The organism is Aureispira sp. CCB-QB1 (assembly GCF_000724545.1).
GTDB lineage: Bacteria > Bacteroidota > Bacteroidia > Chitinophagales > Saprospiraceae > Aureispira.
The window spans coordinates 144,767-162,886 of sequence record NZ_JHBV01000042.1; the positions used below are offsets into that span (position 1 = coordinate 144,767).

The 18,120-nt window shown below is 35.7% G+C and carries 13 protein-coding genes; 7 read left to right on the forward strand and 6 right to left on the reverse strand.

Annotated features, from left to right (window positions below; translation table 11 throughout):
• The first annotated feature begins 773 nt into the window (after positions 1-773).
• The 4 genes from CG11_RS22830 (at position 774) to CG11_RS22845 (ending at position 7,543) form a co-directional block, all read left to right on the forward strand.
• A complete protein-coding gene (locus CG11_RS22830; protein ID WP_052599170.1) occupies positions 774-1,823 on the forward strand; it encodes a type IX secretion system membrane protein PorP/SprF in 1,050 nt (349 codons plus the stop codon).
• Positions 1,824-1,929: 106 nt separating this feature from the next.
• Entirely contained in the window at positions 1,930-4,485 is a 2,556-nt protein-coding gene (locus tag CG11_RS22835) for an OmpA family protein (RefSeq protein WP_052599171.1), read from the forward strand.
• A 260-nt stretch (positions 4,486-4,745) separates the two neighbouring features.
• The gene (locus CG11_RS22840; protein WP_052599172.1) at positions 4,746-5,702 is read left to right on the forward strand and encodes a hypothetical protein; all 957 of its coding nucleotides are present in this window, start codon (positions 4,746-4,748) and stop codon (positions 5,700-5,702) included.
• A 62-nt stretch (positions 5,703-5,764) separates the two neighbouring features.
• Positions 5,765-7,543 carry a hypothetical protein gene (locus CG11_RS22845; RefSeq protein WP_052599173.1) on the forward strand — a complete coding sequence of 593 codons (1,779 nt, stop codon included), beginning with the start codon at positions 5,765-5,767 and terminating at the stop codon, positions 7,541-7,543.
• 81 nt (positions 7,544-7,624) lie between these two features.
• On the opposite strand, the gene CG11_RS22850 is transcribed toward CG11_RS22845, so the two are convergent.
• Positions 7,625-9,328 (reverse strand): tetratricopeptide repeat protein, encoded by a 1,704-nt coding sequence (locus CG11_RS22850; protein ID WP_052599174.1) that lies wholly within the window; start codon positions 9,326-9,328, stop codon positions 7,625-7,627.
• A 68-nt stretch (positions 9,329-9,396) separates the two neighbouring features.
• Positions 9,397-10,149, reverse strand: coding sequence for a DUF1295 domain-containing protein (locus CG11_RS22855; protein ID WP_052599175.1), 753 nt, complete (start codon positions 10,147-10,149; stop codon positions 9,397-9,399).
• Between the two features lie 176 nt (positions 10,150-10,325).
• Between CG11_RS22855 and CG11_RS22860 the strand changes: the two genes are divergently transcribed.
• Positions 10,326-11,594 carry an MFS transporter gene (locus CG11_RS22860; protein WP_052599176.1) on the forward strand — a complete coding sequence of 423 codons (1,269 nt, stop codon included), beginning with the start codon at positions 10,326-10,328 and terminating at the stop codon, positions 11,592-11,594.
• A 9-nt stretch (positions 11,595-11,603) separates the two neighbouring features.
• On the opposite strand, the gene CG11_RS22865 is transcribed toward CG11_RS22860, so the two are convergent.
• From CG11_RS22865 to CG11_RS22875, 3 genes are all read right to left on the reverse strand, one after another.
• On the reverse strand, positions 11,604-11,984 hold the full coding sequence (locus CG11_RS22865; protein ID WP_052599177.1) for a DUF2007 domain-containing protein: 381 nt from the start codon (positions 11,982-11,984) through the stop codon (positions 11,604-11,606).
• 135 nt (positions 11,985-12,119) lie between these two features.
• A complete protein-coding gene (locus tag CG11_RS22870) occupies positions 12,120-12,824 on the reverse strand; it encodes a hypothetical protein (RefSeq protein WP_052599178.1) in 705 nt (234 codons plus the stop codon).
• A 182-nt stretch (positions 12,825-13,006) separates the two neighbouring features.
• Positions 13,007-14,164, reverse strand: coding sequence for an acyl-CoA dehydrogenase family protein (locus CG11_RS22875; protein ID WP_052599179.1), 1,158 nt, complete (start codon positions 14,162-14,164; stop codon positions 13,007-13,009).
• Positions 14,165-15,370: 1,206 nt separating this feature from the next.
• Here CG11_RS22875 and CG11_RS22885 point away from each other — a divergent pair.
• Together CG11_RS22885 and CG11_RS22890 are read left to right on the forward strand one after the other, a co-directional pair.
• A complete protein-coding gene (locus CG11_RS22885) occupies positions 15,371-16,189 on the forward strand; it encodes an MbnP family protein (RefSeq protein WP_052599181.1) in 819 nt (272 codons plus the stop codon).
• Positions 16,190-17,260 (forward strand): cytochrome-c peroxidase, encoded by a 1,071-nt coding sequence (locus CG11_RS22890; RefSeq protein WP_197043917.1) that lies wholly within the window; start codon positions 16,190-16,192, stop codon positions 17,258-17,260.
• Positions 17,261-17,443: 183 nt separating this feature from the next.
• Here CG11_RS22890 and CG11_RS22895 read toward each other — a convergent pair whose 3' ends face one another.
• Positions 17,444-18,058 carry a fumarylacetoacetate hydrolase family protein gene (locus tag CG11_RS22895; RefSeq protein WP_052599182.1) on the reverse strand — a complete coding sequence of 205 codons (615 nt, stop codon included), beginning with the start codon at positions 18,056-18,058 and terminating at the stop codon, positions 17,444-17,446.
• Between the last annotated feature and the right edge of the window lie 62 nt (positions 18,059-18,120).

The window sequence follows — 18,120 nt, forward strand, 5'->3', positions numbered from 1 at the left end:
GATTTATTCAAATAAGGCACTTAAATTCCTCAAAGATGGTGTTTTTTATTTAAAATGAAATGCTTCGGATTGTTATTCTGAAGGAGTTGCTCAAAATTGACTTCATATCTTTATCAAAATACTTTTGGAAGGACAAAAAAACAATGCGTAAAAGGCATTTTATCTACCCAGATATGTTATACAAAACGAGATAACTGAATCGACCGTATACAAAATACTTTGAAGGAGAGATGAGGAATTGTAACTCTTGGTTTGATGGGCAAAAAGCTTGTAGTAGGTTCTGTTATAATGTGGAAATGTATCTTTGTATTGCCTTGATTGTTAATGTTTTGTTGTTTTGGGTGTTGGAAATGTATATGGCTGATAATCAATATGGAAGCCATGTTGTCTCAATTAAACAAGTTTTTTGTGCAGTCTATTGATTTTTATACCTAATATTCAAGGGAAGTTTGTATTTTACGATGAATTTGAAGACTTTTTTACAATTCTGTTAGAGAAGCCTTAAATTCTAGAAAAAGAATCCTATTTTTGTCGATGCTAAAGTTTTTAGACTTTATTGCTTGTTAAAGCGATTCAAAGCTTAGGCTAATAAAGCAAAAATATTCCATCTTTATCAATGAATTGGAATAGGGGTATCCCCAAGCTAGATTGTGCAAGAGTGTGTCTACTGAATAAGATAAGAATACATTTTTTTCACAATTTATAAAATGAGCGAATTAATTAGCTTCATTTTAAATCAGGCGAAACGCCTAAAAGTTATAAAAAAGTAGCTTATGAAAAGATTTATATTACTCACGTTGGTTGTATTAAGTATGGGGTTTGCTGCTAATGCACAGCAGGAAGCTATGTTTACAAAATACATGTTTAATCCATTGCCATTTAATCCTGCTGTTACAGGAACAACAGGGGCTTTGGATATGGTTTTGTTGCACAGACATCAATGGTTTGGCTTGCAAGGCGCTCCTTTAACACAACATTTTTCAATTCACTCACCATTAAAGATAGGAAAGGAAAACGAGAATGCTTCTATTGGAGGTTTTTTGGGGCATGATCAAATTGGTGCTACTAGAACTTTCATGGGATATGTCACCTTTAGTTACCGCTTGCGACTGAATAATCCTAAAAAGAAAAATAGGATTATTTATTTAAATATTGGCTTGTCTGGCGGTGTTGGCAATTGGTCGGCAGATTTTTCTAAATTGAATTTAGACGATGCAAACGATCCTTCTTTTCAAAACTTAACACCTAATATTTGGTTGCCCAACTTTGGAGCTGGACTTTATTTGTATTCCAAAATGTGGTACGTAGGAATTTCTGCGCCCAAACTTTGGACGAACAACATGCGTACCCGTACTCAGAACGAAAATACCAACTTGCCCATCTCACAAGAGTATCGTCATTATTACTTGACGTTTGGTGGTGCCATTAAAATTAATGATAATTTTGTGATTCGTCCCTCGTTCTTATTGAAGAATGTTGGACTTTTTGTGGCTAAAAACGCTCAAAATACAGTTGGTGCACCAACAGAGTTTAATGTAGATTTAGGCTTTTTGTTAATGAAGCGTTTTTGGATAGGTGCTTCTTTCCGTTCTTCTGTAGAAGCCGTTATTGGTCAAGGCTCTTCGTTTGATTCGGTTGATTTTTGGATGGGAATGCGTCTCAAAAATGGTATCCGATTTGGTCTAGCGTACGATTATCCACTCAATAGCATGTTAGGACCTGGAATTGGTTCTTATGAGGTTATGTTGGGATATGACCTATTCAAAACAAAAGAACTAGAAGATGGTGGTCGAGTAATTGACCCCCGTTACTTAAACTTCTAACAACAACAAATAACACACTATCACACGATCTAATTCACTATTGTTCTGTTAGTGTCATCAATACTGAAACACGATATAGATCCTTATAACTTTTCTTAATAGAACTATGCGATTCTCAAATTATATACTAACCTTTTCTTTTATACTGGCTTTTTGTCTTAGTGTCAATGCTCAGCGAGCTAAACTCAATCGTGCAGAGCGTTTGATGGGACAGCATAATTACACGGCTGCAATTGACATTTATTTAGGTATTTTGGACAAAGGGAACAATGATGATGCAATCATTGGCATAGCAGAGTGTTATCGACGTGTAGGCAATCCTGATGAAACGGAGTACTGGTATGGCTTGGTATCTAGAATGCCCAATGCTCCTCAAAAATCTTGGTTGTATTATGCACAAGCTTTGCAACGGAATGGAAAATATAATGAAGCTAAAACTTGGGCTGAAAAATATGTGAATCAGATAGAGCCGAACAACACACAAGCGATGTGGTTGATTAAGTCTTGTGAAGAGAATGTAGTTCAGGATTTGAGAGCGTCAGGCAAACTTTATAAAGTAAGTCCTGTTGATGAAGTCAATACAGAAAATGACGAATTTTCACCTGCTTACTTTAAAAATGATTTGGTGTTTGTTTCAGCTAGAGATCGCAAGGCGTATGTAAAACGATTCAATCGCTGGAGTGAAGAAGAGAACAAGCCGTTTACAGAAATTTATACGGTTAAAAGAAACCAAATAGGAGAGCCTGAGGAGTATACGTATAACTATGGTAAAGTAGAAAAGTTTAGCAAAGGCTTGAGCTCTAAATTTCACGATGGACCATTGACCTTTAATGCAGAGTTTAATGAGATTTACTATACACGCTCTAATATGGGCAAATCAGATGATGGCGTCATTCGTTTAAAGGTCTATCAATCAAAAGGAAGTCCAAGCAAATATACAGAGCCTCGTTCATTGCCGTTTAACAGTGATGAATACTCTGTCTTGCACCCTTCGCTTTCTGACGATGGTGAAATGTTGTTCTTTTCGTCAGATATGCCAGGTGGTTTTGGAGGATACGATTTGTATGTGTCTTATTTAGAAGATGGTCGCTGGTCGCCCCCTGTTAACTTGGGACCGACTGTAAATACAGAAGGAAATGAGGTATTCCCTTTTCATCATGAAAGTGGGACCTTGTATTTTGCTTCAAATGGTTTAGTTGGACTGGGAGGACTGGATATTTATAAAACAAAAGAAAATTATGGTGCTTGGACGGACCCTATTAATTTAGGGTATCCTATTAACACCGTAGATGATGATTTTGGTTTTATTATTAACGATGAGCAAACACACGGTTATTTTTCTTCAAACCGAAAAGGAAAAGGTGGGGATGATATTTATACATTTACCAAGTTATCTGTTACTGTTGAAATTAACGTGTTTGATGAAGAAACCAAAATGCCTATTGAAGCTGCGGATGTCTTTACACCTTGTTCCGAAGTACAAAACTTCTTGACCAATCAAGATGGTAAAGTAATCATGGAATTGCCATTAAATAAGGCCTGTGACTTTGCCGCAGAAAAATTAGGGTATCAACCTAATTCGGTACGTCTGTCTTCCAAGAATGAACCTCCTGGAAAGACCTTGTATGTGCAAATTCCATTAAAATTAGAGTGTATTTTTAGCGTATCGGGAACAATTGTAGATGGTTTAACTAATGAACCTGTTGATAGCGCATTGGTTCGTATGCGTTCTTATTGTGGCGGGGAAGAGGACGAACTTTCTGTTTATACTGATGCAGAAGGGAAATACTTGTTTAGAGATGTCCGAGAGGATTGTGATATTCGTGTAACTGTCGAAAAACCTGGCTTTACCAAAGGTTCGGTGACCTTTAAGACAGGAACGGAGTGTGGTCCAGGTGCCGTAGCCAATGGTGTTGTTGATACCAACGGTGCGATTGTTCAGTCGATTCCTTTGTATTGTTATGGTCCTAATTGTGATAATGACACGATAGGAGGTGGAATAACAGATGTAAATATAGATCCTGACTCTGAGAAATGTGTGAAGGATTCTATAGCCCTTCCAGATGGAGGTGTTAGAATAGAATATTGCAACGGAGAGGCTAAAGAAATTGGAGCAGATGATAGGATTGTTGATATAGATAAAGATGGTATAAGAACAGAACGTCCTAGTGTGGGAACAGCAGAGTTGGTTAATATTTATTATGACTTTGATAGAGCGGATATTAGAAGAGATGCTAGAGCAGGTTTGGATGATTTGATAACGATTCTTCAAGCGTATCCAGAAGCTAAAATTAAAATTACTTCTCATACAGATGCACGAGGGAAAAAAGGCTATAATAAGCGTTTGTCAAAACGAAGAGCGGAATCTGTTATTCGTTATTTAATGGATAAAGGAATTGATAAGAGCCGTTTAAGAGCTAAAGGAATGGGAGAGGAAATTATGATTAATGATTGTTATGATGGGGTAGAATGTAATGAAGAGCAACACCAAGAAAACCGTCGTACAGAATTTATGATTATTGAATATGTGCCACCTAAGTTTGGTGACGGGAAATCAAAACGTCCAGCCAATATAAAAACAAACCCTTGTACAAATTGCCCTAGTGCACCTAATGTAGAGGGAGAAGTTGAAAGCATAGAATCATCTACAAATGATTTTTAAGATAGAATTTCATTTAGTATAAAATGACAAAAAGCGTTTAGAGATTCAATCTCTAAACGCTTTTTTATGGTGCCAAACCGAGGTGAAAAAATGGCATAAAGTAGATAAAACTTATAAATCTAACGAAAAAAAATGAACTACACAAGCCCTAAAAACAATAATCTTCTATAGGGTTTTAATTGAAAAAAATCCTTGTTTTTTTGCTTTAAAAGTCGTATCATTAGCTCGTCTAAATTTGTTTAATTAAAAACTAATAGCAAATGACAAAAGAAGATTTTGACTTCAAAGCTTTGAAAGCACTAAAATATAACGATTATAAACGACAGTATTTCAAAGATGCTGTATTGAACAAATCAAAGGGCGGCTTGATTTTGACTATTTTTGATATCGGTACCGCCAAAAAGACTTGTGCCTTTATTCCTTTTCTTAAATATAAAGAAGCAGAAAGTGCCTTTAAAGTTTGGAAAAATCTTAAAGATACTAGTTTAAAAAAATCGGCATGTAAAGTAGCTTTGGGAAAAGTTTCTACGAAAAAAAATAGCGATGGACTACTAGAGGTGACTTTTGACATTTCTAAAGGGTTGAAAAATCCAGCTAAAATAGAAGCAGCTGCTCGCCCACTATTCGACCTTGTCGAGAAAGGATTAAAAGTTGTTGGGACAATAGAAGAAGGAGACAATGTGCCTACCGATGGAACGACTGTAGAGGATACTCCTACCTCAACTCCTGATGATAAACCAGCTCCTGCTCAAATTAAAGAACTTATATTGGGAGTAACAGGAATTCTAAAAGAGGCTTTGCCTAAAGTGATTATTCCGAATATTAAAGCAAAAAAGGTTTCTTCTAAAGATGCTGATACTATCAACGATTTGTTTTCCAAGTTGGAAGACTTGAAAGCTGTTTATGAAAAAGCTGGTTCTGAAATTCAACAGAAGATTGACAAACATTACAACTCTATTCTGAATCAAATTCCAAAATTAACCAAAATTAAAACGGCTATAGATAGTCTTTTGGGGTTAATCGAGGCACAAGAAGATGTCAAAACAGAACAAGGAGATACCGAAGAGGTTAAGCGATTGAAGGAGCTATTGGATTATGCTATGAAAGAAACGGAATCTATTTGGAAAAACTTTAATAAAACAAAGGACGAAATCTCAAATGCTACTTCTCAAATTATTAAAGGAGGAGATGAATTGTTAAACGCATTATTTAATTAGACTTACCCCCAATATTCTAAAGGCCATAGAACGTCTCTGAATATTATGAAATCATAACCATTATGCCAGTAGTAAAATCAAAAGCACTTGAAGAAGGGCAAAAAGAATTGGAACGCCTTAGAGAGTTGAAGCAAGAAATCTTAGGCAAAATGCCTAAAGAGTCTAATTTCTTGACGAAAAAATTGATCAAGTTATTAGAAAAACAATTGGACAAAATTGAGGATAAGATTAAAGAGGCAGAAGAAAAATTAATAGAAGCTACCAATGCCTCGGATTTAGTTAATCCTGAGGTTTTAGGTAAAGTAAAAGATATTGTGGAGGATGTTGCAGAAGGAAAAACGGATGAGGCTATCGATCATGTCAAAGACCTTGCACAAGAAAAAGTAGACGAAATCATTGATGAAAAAGTCAAAGATGAAACACTTGCTAGAACTGCTAAAGACGTGATCGACCGAACAATGGATGGTGATTTTGATGGCGTAGTTGATGTGGTTAAAGATGGTGCTAAAGATAAAGCAGGGGAGGTAATTGATAAGCATGTTAAAAACGAAAAAATAGCCGAAGTTTTAAAAGATGTTGTAGATGGGGCTGTTGATGGTGAATGGGAGAACTTGCTAGAGATTGTCAAAGATGGTGTTGTTGATATTGCAGAGGGTAAATTAGAAGAGTTTATTAATAAGATACTGGATTTGTTTGAAGCTCAAATCAAAATTAAGATTGAGTTTGATATGAAGGAAGAAGCCAAGGCACTTATTCCTAAAGCATTACAAGAAACAAAGAAAAAAGCAGGTCCTCATTGGTCGGTAGAACTAGCCAAGAACCTTAGTATCCGATTGGTTAAGGAATCAGCTATTATTATTAAAGCAGAAATCAAGCGTTTAACCTCTGAAAATGGCTTAAAAATATTGACGCAGATTGCTAAGGATGCCTTAATTGCTACTTTGCAAAGTGGTCTGGCTGGTCGAAAAATCAAAGATATACTGAAAGAGCTGGTACAACAAATTGCGCAGCATCCTGAGTTTAAGAAAATTATCAAGGATTTCAAACGCAAAATGTTGACAATGTTCATCCGAGTAGCAGAAGAAGAGGTTGAGAAAACAGTAGGACCTGTTGTAGATGCATTTTTGCGTGTGCATTCTCCTTGGACAGGAACATTATTAAAAACAGGCAAGCAAACAGCAAAGGTTGGACCATTTTGGGGATGTGTTAGCTTGGCGTTGAGTATACAAGCTGATTTAACAGCCAAATTAAATGCCGAACGAAAAGGCTTAGGAGCAATTGGAAAAGGAGGCTTGTCAGGAAAAGTTTATGCAGGTGTTGGAATTGAAATTGGATTTGATGTTCCTTTGGTAGGGGATGTATCTATAGAAGGAGGTGTACAGGGGGGACCAAGTATTAATGCTTTAGCAAGTCTTAGTTTTAGTTTTAAAAATGCCGTTGTTCATGCCAAAGTAGTTCCTGCTACTTTAAATATTGATATGTCAGCACGTTTGTATTTGGAGACGCCTATACCTAATCGCATTCTAAAATACGTTCCTGCTTATTTGTCTAGCACGTCTGTTGTAGAACAAACAATTTATTATCCATTAGGACGCCTCAATTTGTTGACAGCAACTACACCTGGATATACGTTGACATTTGATATGGTTAATAAAAAATATGCCTATATCGGTGCTTCTGGAAAGTATACAATAGGAATTCACCCTAAGGTGAAAGCTTATTTGAAAGATGTCAAAGAGGCTATTGAAGAAGCTGCTCAATCGGTTGTGGATACCGTCAATCCAACCAATTGGGACTTAAATCCATTTGATGAAGAAGGATGGATTGGTAGCTTGTTCTAAAACGCAAAATTGGCAATAAAAATAGATTAGATAATGGCTCTAAAGTTACAATGTGTAATTTTAGAGCCATTTTATTGATGTTTACAATAGTTTGGCAAGAATAGGTTGGGCTTTTGCTCCCAAATAAGCTACAGACTCTTTTTGCAAATGCTTTTTATAGTTTTCCGCCAACTGAGAGGGGACATTGCTTAAATCCTGTGCTTGCAAAAATAGCACTTCATTTTCCTCTTTGCTAAAGCTAAATCCATCTGCATCTAGCTTAAGTTTTGCGACAAAACTAGGGAAATTATCTAAGGGCAAGAACTCAACTAAAGCACCTGTTGTAGCTTCTTTTTTTATTCTATAAGTTAACAATTCCTCTTTGTTGTCAGAAACTAAAATTGCCCCTTTCTCTGTCAAGACCATAGAAAATGCAGATAATGTATTCTTGACATTTTGTACTTGCTCTTCGGGCCAATCTTCTAACTTTTTACTTTTTAAATCTGAAAATTTCCACAACTTGCCAAATAATTGTTGAAGGACAGGCGAAGCTTCATTTTTAGAAAATTCATTTTCATTCGCTTTTAACGAACGTTCCTTCATTTCTTCAACGAACTCCTGCAAATAAGCATTGATATATTCCTGTGCCAAATCATGATGCCCAACTTTAGCTGCTTTCATAAAACGATAGGCCTTATTAGGGTCTCCTTGTTCATAGAAAACAGTACCTAAGCCATAAAGTGCATCTTTTTGGCGTAAGCCCTTTGTTTTGGCAAGAGTAGTATAAGTGGCTTCGGCTTCTTGATATTTTTTTAATCCTAGTAATGCAGCCCCTTTTAGCAAAGTTGCTCGGTCTGTTAAGCTTTTGTCATTACCTGCCTTTTTTAGCAAGGTTACCACGTCTGTTAGGGCTTCTTCAAATTGAGCTAGTTCAATTTTTGTTTCAATAAGCATTAAGAAAGCTTCCGTTTCTTCTGGGGCTAATTCGATACAAGTTTGTAGAGCCACCAACGCATCTTCTAGTTGAAGGGCGTATAAACAGGCTTGTCCCAACACTCTATAAAACATAGCGTGTTTTTCTTCTACTAATGCTGTTGCTAATGTTAAATGTTCTACAGCTTGGGCAAACTTATTTTGATCCAATAAACTTTGCCCATAGTTGAATTGATGCATGTGGTTATTAGGAGCATTTTCTATAATTTGCTCGTACAACGGAAATGTAGCTTCGACACGACCTAATTCTTTTAGAATATTAATTTTGGATAAAACCCCTACTTCACTAAATTCTTGTTGAGATGCCAAAAATAAATCAATATCAATTAATGCTGCTTCGTGCTGCCCTAGTCCACTCAATGCGTCAGCTCGGTATAAGTAAGCGGATAATTCTTCTGGTTGCACCAAAATAGCTTGATTGATTAGCTCCAAACCTTGTTGGTATTCTTGGTATTGTGTAATTAAGAAACTGGCTTTAGCAATTAAAGCGGTTGGATTTTTGGGGTCGCGTTTCAAGATTTTACCCCAAATTATTTGAGCATCATCAAAGCGTCCTAAAAGCTGTTTTAATTGACCAAATTGAAGTAGATAGTCCAGATTATTCGGTTCAAATTCTAATGCTTTTGCCAAACAAACTTCTGCTTCATCATAACGAGGAATAGACTCTAGTAAAAGGGATTTGGCCAAATAATAATAACCAAAAGCTTCATTAGGATATTCAGAAACAGCCTGTTTGGAAAGCGTTTCGAAGGTGTCGTATTGATAATTTATTACAGCCGTTTCTAAGGCTTCTATGAGTTGAATTTTATCCATTGTTATGGTTTTGAATTAGAGAGAGTCGTATTCTCATTAATTTTTTCCTACAATGAAAGATAGGGAATTTAGTATAAAAAGGGAACTAATAAAGAAGTATTCTTTTGGTAGCTTTGATAACTTTCTAGGTGGCCGTATTTTTTTTGTGCTGCCTTTTGTAGCAAAGGAATTCCACTAACAAAAACTAATAGAAAAATAATCCAAAGGGGACTAATAATTGCTAACCATTCCCATTTCTGTAGAGAAGGTGTAGCGCAAATAAAAATCCCTATCCAACAAAGAATTTCACCTGTATAATTGGGATGTTGTACATACTGCCAGAGTCCAGATTGTATGAATTGTCCATTATTAGTTGGATTTTGACGAAAAGTAAATTTTTGTTGATCGGCAATCGTTTCTATAATAAAACCAAACAACCAAATCAACAGACCTAAAACATGAATTGCTGTTAAAATGATATTAGGGGTTTGGTAAATGATAATAATAGGGATGGATAAAATTAAAACACTACTTGCTTGAAGTAGCCAAAAACCAGCAAAACGAATGAAATCCTGCCGTAATTTATCAAAACGATCGTCTTTATTCATAGCATGGATACGTTTAAATAGATAGCTTCCTAACCGAATGCTCCAACTCATAATCATAAGGAGCAATAAGTGGTGCATCCAGCTATTGGCTCCTTGAAACCACAACACTCCTGTCAAAGAAGCAAAACTAATGCTATAAAATAAGTCGGTAGCTTTATCGCTTTGTTGGGTGTATCCCCAAACGAAACCAATTGTATTGATAATAATAACTGTAAGAATAGATTCCAATAACATAGTTTGACATTTTTATTAGGATAATGATAGGATATTTTTCTATTTAAAATAAGTACTAATAAGACAAAGGCATGATTAAAGATTTTGATACAACATCTACTATTTAAAGCAAAACGCTGTACATTTGAACCAAGTTTTGAACTACGTTAATATCTAAAAAATAGGAAACAATTGTTATGATAAAAAGAATACTTAGTGATTTTGCTAAAGTTCCTTCTCACATTCTTTACCTAATGGGGGCGGTGTTCTTTATACAATTGATAGACGCATCCCTGTTCATATTGTTCAATTTTCATTTAAAAAAATTAGGTTATGTCGATAGTGAAATAGCACATTTAATTTCTTATAAGTATGCTGCGGTTGTCTTATTTGCCTTTCCATTAGGATTATTAATAAAAGGGAGAGAACTACTTAAATTTTTTCGTTTAGCTTCTGTTATTACACCAACATTCATTTTGTCTGTTCTATTCGCTTTGGAATACGGTTATACAAAAATGGTCTATGTATTGGTTTTTTTGTTTGGAATGGGAACAATTTGTATTAGTGTAACAGCAATGCCATTTATTATATTAAATACGCCTAAAGAACGACATTCAGAAGCAGTTACGCTTTATTTTCAAGTATTTAGTGCAACGGCTTTTGTCTCAGGTATGTTGAATTATATTTTAAATTCTATTGCGCCTAATTTTTTTACAGAGGGAACAGTCTTAAAAGTATTTGGTTTGTTAGGCTTTACAAGTGTTTGGTTTGTTTCTAAAATTAAGGTAAAGGAAAATATCTCGAATCGTGTGCCTATTCAAACCTTTTTGCATGCTTATGAGTGGAAGAAAATAGGCATCGCTGTTTTTCCAACTATATTAATTGCAACAGGAGCAGGCTTAACCATTCCATTTATCAATTTATTTTTCTTGGGCGTGCACGGTATTGATTCCAAAGCATTTTCTTTGTTTGGCTCTTTGAGCTTTGTATTGGTAACTATTGTCATGCTATTTGTCCCTGCAATTCGACGAAAATGGGGCTACAATGTAGTTGTCAATGGTTTTCAAACTTTGGCTGTTGGCGCTTTGTTTATTATGGCGTCAACAGAGTGGTATGCCAATTGGGAATGGGCTGCTATGATAGCGGTAGTGGCCTTTTTGATTCGTCAACCATTGATGCAAGTTGCTTCACCTGCGATTACCGAAATGACAATGTATTATGTTGGAGAACGAAATCAAGAAATGATGGGCGCTTTAAATGCATCTATTTGGTCGGGAGCTTGGTTTTTTAGCTCTGTTATTTTTGGTGTTTTGAGAGCTTGGGAAGTTGCTTATGTGAATATTTTTATGATGACAGTCGTTATGTATGGTGTTGCTACCTTGGTGTATTATTGGTTGATCAAAGATTACGAACGTATGAAAAAAGCAGCTCCAGAGCTTTATCAAGAAGACAGTGAGACATCCTAAACTATGTTTTTAAATAGACATAAGCAATGCTAAGCCAAAGGGAATAGCAATGAGAATAAAGCAAACGATAACAATACGAAGCTCTTTTGGAAGCTGTTTTACACCCGGAATGGGCCTTGAAAGAGTGTCTAGAAAATCTACAATCCAGAAATCTTTTGGGTTTTCATTGGCTGTAATAAACCCTCCTTCTATCAAAATTTGAGAAGCTTTTGCATAATCCTTTTTGTGAACCAGCAATTTAGCGCCTCCAGTCGCTCTTGCTTCTATACTGTATACCTGCAAGGTCAATTCATCTCTAGTGACCGTTTCAATACCAGCAGCTTCTAATTGCCTTTTAGCTAAAGACAATGCTGGCAAATCATAAAAATATTGTACGACAATTAAACTCATAAACTAGTATTTAAACCTACTGTTAAAACAAGTTGTAACGAATTATAGTTGGATTCATGTTTTGAAACTAGTAAAGCAAGAAATTACAGCAAAAGAAAATAAACTCAACAGCTTATACTGCGGACAAAAGAGAGCCTAATAGCTCTCTGGTTCTACGTCTTTTCTAATAATAAACTTAACCCCAAGGGTAACTTCAATACTTAGGTTGATAATTTTATAATCTTCACTAAATGTTCTAACAGAAGTAGTTGATCTAAACGGATCTACATATTGCACCTGTGTTCCCCGCCTGAAAAACACTTGTGGCGTTACATCAGGACTTACATTGATTTCAAAAAATAAGCCAAATGGTAATTTAGGAGGTTCCCAGTCAATGCCAGCACCCAACCAAAATCCAAAATTAAGTGGCGTAACACCTTGAGCATCCAAATTATTAACAACATCGTTGGCGACTGTTACATCTAATCGAACCCCTGCTGCATAATAAGGCAAAACACTTGGGCTAAGCCTAAAATTTCCTTTTAATAAGGTAGCTAAAGAAATATTGTGAAAAAGATCGTTGACAACAAAGGTATTGGTGCCAAAGAAACCAGAATTATAAGAAGCCCCTCTTCTGTGGTATCCCAATTGCGCGACAAAACCCAAGCGTCGAGGGGTGTTTTCGCCTTGCCATTTTCCCATTGATTCAAAAACAAGGTCAGCATGATAAGAAATTAAAGCACGTTTACTTTGTTGTGTGCCAACTAACAAGCCTCCTTTTGCTCCAAAACCCATTTGTTGGGCTTGTGTGAAAGAGCAATATAACAAAAGGGCGATTACACTATAAAAATATCGTTTCATTGAGTTGGTATTTTTGTTTTGAGAGATTGGAGGGCAAAATAGGCACGATTCTTTTAAAAAGAAAAAAGAACCTGTTAAATATTAACAGGTTCTAGGTAGATTGTATTTTTTAACTAAAAACAGATCTTTTGATTGGTTTGATAACAGTATAAAGTAGCACTGTATCAATCTCAAAATTGGTTTTAGTCTTTTAAGATTTTTCTAGAAATAACTAGTTTTTGAATTTCTGATGTTCCTTCACCGATAGTACATAGTTTACAGTCACGGAAGAATTTTTCAACTGGAAAATCTTTCGTGAAACCATATCCACCATGAATTTGCACTGCTTCAGTAGCTGCTCTTACACAAGCTTCAGAGGCATAGTACTTGGCCATAGCTGAAATTTTAGTAACAGGCAAATGGTTATTTTTTAGATGTCCTGCTTTGCGAATCAACAACTCAGATGCTTCAATTTCGGTAGCCATATCTGCCAACTTGAAAGAAATTGCTTGGAAGCTAGAAATTGGTTTGCCAAATTGCTCTCGCTCTTTAGAGTATTTCAAGGCAGCATCGTAAGAACCTTTGGCAATTCCCAATGACAAAGCACCAATAGAAATACGCCCACCATCTAGTATTTTCATAGATTGGATAAAACCTTCTCCCTCTTTACCAAGTAATTGGCTTTTGTGTACACGACAGTTGTCAAAGATTAGTTCCGCAGTTTCTGAAGCACGCATCCCCAACTTGTTCTCTTTTTTACCACCAGAAAAACCTTCCATATCACGTTCGATAATAAAGGCACTCATGCCGTGACTATCCAAAGGCTCACCTGTACGAACGATTACAACCCCTACATCACCAGAACGACCATGTGTAATCCAGTTTTTAGTACCATTGATGACATAATAATCACCATCTTTTTTGGCAACACACTGCATTCTTCCTGCGTCAGAACCTGTGTTTGCTTCTGTCAATCCCCAAAAAGCAATGTGCTCACCAGATGCTAATTTAGGCAAGTACTTTTGTTTTTGCTCTTCAGTACCAAACGACAAAATGTGGTTTGTTCCCAAAGAGTTGTGTGCAGCAAGAGACAACCCAATAGAGCTACATACTTTTGTCGTCTCTTCTATAATTGTAATGTATTCTTGATATCCCAAGCCAGAGCCCCCATATTCTTCAGGAACCAAGACTCCCATGAATCCTTGCTCACCCATTTTGTGGAATAAGTCTTTAGGAAAATGTTGCGCTTCATCCCATTCCATTACATGTGGACGGATATGTTTTTCTGCAAAATTACGCGCACTTTCGCGAATCATTTGTAGGTCTTCAGACGTATCTGGAGTCATATAATCTGTATTCATCACAATCAATTTTTATAATACGGACAAAATTAATATTCTTTAATTCGTAGTTTCACCAAATCTAAAACTACAAATAACTGCCTTTTTAGGGCACACAAAAATAACATTTTTTTCCAATTTTTTTAAGGAAAATATTAAAAGGTATGGAGCCGCTTTTTTTTGAGAAAAAAATGCCTTTTTGCTGTTAAAAAAGTGTACATTGTTGCACAGTTTAATCTTTTGAACTACATTTATTCGATTAAGTATTCCCTTAATTGTTCAGAAACCTAATTTATTGGTTAATTTCCTCTATTGTTGAAATATCTTCTTAATATATTATTATTGGTATTGTTGGTCTCTCATACCTCAAAAACCATTATTACATTTGTCAGTTTCAAATGTAATCAAAGATATATTGCTTCAACACTATGTGAAAATAAACAAAAACCTGCTTTAGAGTGTGATGGTAAGTGTTATCTAAAAAAGCAAATAAAAAAACAACAAGAATCAGAAGATAGTCCTTTGTCATTGAAGAAAGTACAATTTTTTGATTTCTTTATACCACAAGAATCAAAACCATTTTCATTCTCATCTTATTATTCGCCTGTTCATGTTGTTCAAATAGCCAAAACCATTTTTTTCGAAGATATGGGCTTGTACGCTAGGCTATGGATAACTAAGGTACTCCGACCGCCTACCTGTTTTTGAATTTTGAGTATTATAACTACATTTTATAACTGATCTATATGCCTTCATATAGGCTTCAGAGGTGCTTTTTATGTCGATTTTATTGGTTCCGAAAATTGGAGAAAGATAAAATCGCCTAACTCCGTCTAATTAAGTGGATTATTGACAAGTAGTACCTTCAAGTATAATGTATGTTTTGAGGTTTATCTTTTGGAATGACGGGTGTTATTATATAATACCATCATGATAGAAAGATAAGTCTAGGAGAACCTATTGTTCTGTGATGCAGAATCGTAGGACGGATTTTTATTATAGGAATAGTTTGTTTAATACTCCGTTGATTTTTTAGTTTTCCTACGAAAAACGTAAAAAAGCATCTTGCATTAGTTTGATTATCAGTCTTTTAGTGTAAAGGTTAATAAAGGTGCATCTTGCTGATAATCAAACTAATACGATTTTTCAACGGAGTAATGTTTGTTAAAACTACATTGTAAAAGTGTGGCTAACTACTATTCAAAACAACTTAAAATTTAAAAAAAAATGAAAAATTTATCATATATTTTATTGGGTTTGACAATACTTTTATTCTCCTTTACTGCTTGCGAAAAAGAGACAAGCAAGTATGGTCAGTTTAGCTTAGAATTTGATAATAAGGTAGGATCAGATGCTGTGACTTTGAGTGCAGCGGGAAGTACAGATTATCCGTTTTCTACTCAGATGAACCAAAAATTTAACCTTCAAACATTGGGATATTATGTTTCTCGTATTGAATTGACAGGTCCGAATGGGGAAACTTATTCTGATGAGGTAACAACAGGAGCTACAGCAGCCGAAGTGAACGGTTTTTATCAAGTATTGGAATCCGATGCTAACTCACAATCGATTACATTAAAAAATGTACCAGTTGGAACATACAACAAAATCACTTTTACATTAGGTGTTGAAGCCGATTATGTACAAGATGGTGCAACAGGAGGTGTTTTAGATCCAGCTAATGGCGGATGGTTGTGGAATTGGGATTCAGGATATATTTTTTATAAAATGGAAGGTACTTCGCCTGCATCTACTAGAGCAGACAACACGTTTAGATTTCACATAGGTGGATGGAAAGAAATTGCAGGTAATGCTAGTTTGACAAATAACGTGAAACGCATAACATTGGACTTTCCTACGAATGCCGAAGTGACGGAAAGTTCAGATTTGGAAGCTCATATCATAATGAACCTTTTAGCTGTATTGGATGGTCATCATGCAGTAGATTTTTCGACTACCAATATGGTGATGAGCCCAGCAGCAGGCGCAGACATTGCCCATAGTTTAGAAGATGCATTTATGGTACACGGCATACACGGGAACTAAATGTCGTTTATCTATTCTAAAAAATCTAGATACCCTATTAGCTACTTGCTAATAGGGTGTGTAGGTTTGTTGTTTGGAATGACAGCTTGTCAAGAAGACAAAATAACTACAGCTAAGGAACCATATAAATTTGTAGCGCCAAGTAATTTTCCTGAGCCTACTTATACTTTTTATAATAACGAAATCACAAAAGAAGGATTTGAGCTAGGAAAGAAGCTGTTCTTTGACCCTATTTTATCTGTAGATGAGAGTACTTCCTGTAGTTCTTGCCACAAACAGTCTTTTTCATTTGCAGATCTTCCATCGAATCCATTTAGTATAGGGATTAGTGGGTTGGTAGGCACTCGAAATGCTCCTAGTTTAGCCAATTTAGCTTTCATGCAAGAGTTCTTTTGGGATGGGGGAGTGACGCACTTAGATTTTGTGCCGATTAATGCAATTGAAAACCCTGTAGAAATGGGAGAAGGCATTGCTGCTGTTATTGCTAAAATTAAAAACGACCCAGAGTATCCTGCTCTTTTTCAAGCTGCTTTTAAGACAACGGAAATTAATATGCCTTTATTGATGGATGCACTAGCGCAATTTATGCTGTTAATGGTATCGAATCATTCTAAATATGATGCTCATCTGCAAGGAGAGGCGAACTTAACCGAACAAGAATTAAAAGGGTTGCGTTTGTTTGATGAGCATTGTGAGCATTGTCACGCTGGAATTTTATTTACCAACCAAGCCTATTTTAACAATGGCATAGATAGTGTTTTTTCAGATTCAGGACGTGCACGAATCTCTGCAAATCCATTGGATATAGGAAAATTCAAAGTTCCTAGTTTGCGAAATGTAGCGGTGACTGCTCCTTATATGCACAATGCAAAATTCTTTACCTTAGAAGAAGTGTTGGAGCATTACAGCGATGGACTTGTTAATTCTGCTACCCTTGCTTCAGAGCTAATACAAGCTAATGGGAATTTGGGAATTCCGCTATCTGCTTCAGAAAAAGAAGCGATAATTGCTTTTTTGAAAACGTTGACGGATCATGAGTTTTTAAACAACCCTATTTTTTTTGAAAAATAAGTAATTGTCCAGAAAAAATTCTATAAAAACGATGTAACTTATTGTTTAAGGTAAAGAACCCTAAAAAAAGGATTTGGACTGTTTGGCAATTTTTGCTGCTTTTAAGAGTCCAAATTCTTTTTTAATTATTAGTTCGCATGAGAATTAAGAATAAGTTTTATAAAGTATCACTTTATTGCGTATTTATTTAATAGAACAGTTGAGCAGCGATTGTTTTCCAATAAAGCCCTCTAATTTATCTCCAATTTGCACTGGACCGACACCTTTAGGAGTTCCTGTAAAGATAACATCACCTCGCAGTAGCATAAAATATTTTGAAATATAAGCAATCAAATCATCAAAGCCTGTCAGCATATCACTGCTAATGCCTTGTTGTACTGTTTCCCCATTTTTAGTGAGAGAAAACTCAATCTCTCCATGTTGGTTTCGAGCTTCTTCGATGGGAATAAAACGACCAATTGCTGCTGAATGGTTCCATGCTTTTGCAATTTCCCAAGGGTGTCCCTTTTTTTTGCAGGCATCTTGTATGTCACGTGCAGTAAAGTCAATGCCTACCGATACTTCCTTGTAATAAGTAGACGCAAATTCTGGTGCAATATGCTTACCGTTTTTACATATTTTGAGTAGGACCTCTACTTCATAATGCAAGTCTTTGGTAAAGTCAGGATAAAACAGTGGATAGCCATCTAGTAGCTGAGCAGTATCTGGTTTTAGAAATAAAAGTGGTGTTTGAGGAACAGGATTGTTGAGTTCTGCGGCATGGGCAGCATAGTTGCGACCAACACAAATAATTTTCATAACGTATGTATGCTAACTTTGTTTTTGATTAAAGTAGATAATTTCATTTTTACAATAAACTA